At 57.8% G+C, this 2,777-nt stretch carries 3 protein-coding genes; all 3 read left to right on the plus strand.

Translation table 11 applies throughout. The features are described from left to right. Nucleotides 1–793, plus strand: a 793-nt coding sequence (galE, locus tag ACILRA_RS21800) for a UDP-glucose 4-epimerase GalE (RefSeq protein WP_395664136.1), incomplete at its 5' end; no start/stop codon positions are given. A 65-nt stretch (nt 794–858) separates the two neighbouring features. Continuing rightward, nucleotides 859–2,643 (plus strand): glycosyltransferase family 2 protein, encoded by a 1,785-nt coding sequence (locus ACILRA_RS21805; protein ID WP_395664137.1) that lies wholly within the window; start codon nt 859–861, stop codon nt 2,641–2,643. Between the two features lie 40 nt (nt 2,644–2,683). Beyond that, a partial coding sequence (locus tag ACILRA_RS21810; protein ID WP_395664138.1) for an NAD-binding protein occupies nt 2,684–2,777 on the plus strand: 94 nt, incomplete at its 3' end.

Here is a 2,777-nt window from a genome sequence, read left to right on the forward strand (position 1 = left end):
GCACAAGCCAGAAGCGGTGATCCACTTTGCAGCTGCAGCCTATGTCGGGGAGTCCGTCGAGAACCCGGCAAAGTACTACCGCAACAATGTGTCCGGAACGCTGTCGCTGCTGAACGCCTGCAGCCTCAGCAATGTCTGCCAAGTCATCTTCTCTTCAAGCTGCGCAGTCTATGGCGTCCCTTCCGCCCTTCCAATCGTCGAGGCAACGACGAAGCAGCCGATAAATCCCTATGGACGAACCAAGCTGATTGCCGAGCAGATCCTCGAGGACTTCGCCATGGCAGATGGGTTGCGCTATGTCGCACTGCGCTATTTCAACGCTTCCGGCGCGGATCCAGACGGCGAACTGGGCGAATGGCACACGCCAGAGACCCATATCATTCCGAAGGCATTGCTGGCGGCCAAAGATGCCGCTTCCCGCTTGCCAATCTTCGGCGACGACTACGAAACCGCCGATGGCACTTGCATCCGCGACTTTGTCCACGTTTCGGATCTCGCCCGCGCCCATGCTCTGGCGCTTCATCATCTGAACAATGGCGGCGCCAACTTGGCTGTGAACATCGGCAGCGGCGTTGGCTCCTCGATCCGTGACATCATCGGAACGATCGCACGCGTAACAGGCAGGCAGGTTCCCATCGAAATACATCCGCGGCGCGCAGGAGATCCGCCAGCACTCTATGCGGACCCTTCGCTGGCACGGCGAACACTGGGCTTTGTACCGCAGCACTCCGACCTTGCCACAATCGTTCGCACCGCCGCACCACGTTTTGGCTTGTCCGTATTGGGTGTCTAAAAGTGACTTACGTGCTTGACTCAGACGTTGCGAGCCCACTCGCAGATACAAATGATAACACTCTGATGGTGCCGCTTATGAGCCGAGCACAACGCAGAGAATATCTCGCTGGCGTTTCAGTCTGGTTGGCCGCACTCGTCTATTTCTGGACCTGGTGGCTTGATCCAGAACACTACACTGGGCCTGTGCGATATCTGATGGCCACAGCAACCGTGACCTGGGTCACGCTTCTGCCCGCCTATTTCTTGGCTGTCTTCTATCGCGCCAGGCTTCCGAGCGGGCCATTGCGCCTGCCACCTGGTAGCCGCGTCGCGATGGTCGTCACCAAAGCGCCTTCCGAGCCATTTAATGTCGTCTCCGCTACACTTGAGGGCATGCTGGCACAGGATGTGCCACACGATACCTGGCTGGCAGACGAAGACCCCTCCCCGGAGACGCTCAACTGGTGCCGCCGCCACGGCGTGTTTGTTTCAACGCGCAAGGACCAGGTCGACTATCATCGCCAGCAATGGCCGCGGCGCACACGCTGCAAGGAAGGCAATCTCGCTTTCTTCTATGACAAATATGGCTATGAACGATACGACTTCGTCGCACAGATGGACGCCGATCATGTTCCAGCGCCGGGATATCTGTGGCAAATCCTGCGCCCCTTTGCCGATAGCAATGTGGGTTATGTATCTGCCCCCAGCATATGCGACAGCAATGCCAAGCTGAGTTGGTCAGCTCGCGGGCGGCTTGATGCTGAGGCGAGCATGCACGGCGCGCTGCAGGCGGGCTACAATGGCAATCTGGCGCCGATGTGCATTGGCTCACATTACGCCGTACGCACGGCGGCACTGAAGGAGATCGGCGGACTTGGACCCGAACTCGCAGAAGACCATTCGACAACCCTGATGATGAATGCCTACGGCTGGCGCGGCATCCATGCTCTTGACGCTATTGCACATGGAGAAGGGCCACGCACCTTCGCCGATCTCGCCACGCAGGAGTTTCAGTGGTCACGCAGCCTCGTGACGGTTCTTTTGCAATACTCCCCCACATATGTCGCCTGCTTGCCGGCCCGGCTGAAGTTTCAGTTCCTGTTTTCTCAGCTCTGGTATCCCCTGTTCGCAATCTTCATGGCGCTGATGTTCGCCATGCCGATCATTGCGCTGTCGAGCGGGATGATTTTTGTCAACGTGACCTATCCGCAGTTCCTGCTGCATTTCGCCCCGCTTTCCCTGGTGCTGGTGATCCTGGCCTTTCGCTGGAGATCAACTGGCTCTTACCGGCCATACAACGCAAAAGTGCTGAGTTGGGAGAGCATGATCTTCCAGTTCGCGCGCTGGCCGTGGGCTCTTGCCGGCACTATTGCGGCCCTGCGCGATTGGCTTACTGGTTCAGCCGTAGATTTCCGCATCACGCCCAAGGGCAACTCCGCCGTTGATCCCTTGCCTGTGCGCGTGCTGGCTCCCTATGCCGGCCTTTCCATAGTTTCGGCACTTCCGGTGGTACTGGTCAATAATCCCGGCGAAGCAAGTGGCTTCTATGTTTTGGCGCTGCTCAACACTGCAATTTATACGATGCTGCTTGCAGTCATCGTCATTCAGCATGCTCGCGAGAATACGCTGCAGGTGAGAAGCCTGAGCTACCGAGCTGCACTTTCGCTCAGCTTTGTAGCGATGTTCACACTCATGGGAATTGGAGGGGCCAGGAATGGGATGACCGGCGTCGAATCTCTGGCATGGGGTGCTGGGCGCATCAGCCTGTTCAGCGAAACCTACTCAATCACCGGGGCAGGCTTTGGCAAGGCGGACATTCGCAAGGTCCGTTTCCATCCCCAATGGCTTCCACCGAACTCAGGTTCTTAGGTCAACAACTCGCGAGGAGACGAACATCGTGCATACAGAGTTGAACATTGCAGTGATCGGTACGGGGTATGTCGGGCTGGTGAGCGGAAGCTGTTTCGCCAGCTGGGGGAACAAGGTGTCCTGCGTTGACAAGG

Origin of the sequence: Aestuariivirga sp. (assembly GCF_044239095.1) — a bacterium.
In the GTDB taxonomy this organism is placed as follows: Bacteria; Pseudomonadota; Alphaproteobacteria; order Rhizobiales; family Aestuariivirgaceae; genus Aestuariivirga.

What these genes read in the sequence shown, in the direction of transcription:
- ACILRA_RS21805 (WP_395664137.1), top strand. Translation starts at nt 859, where the DNA reads ATGGTGCCGCTTATGAGCCGAGCACAACGCAGAGAATATCTCGCTGGC.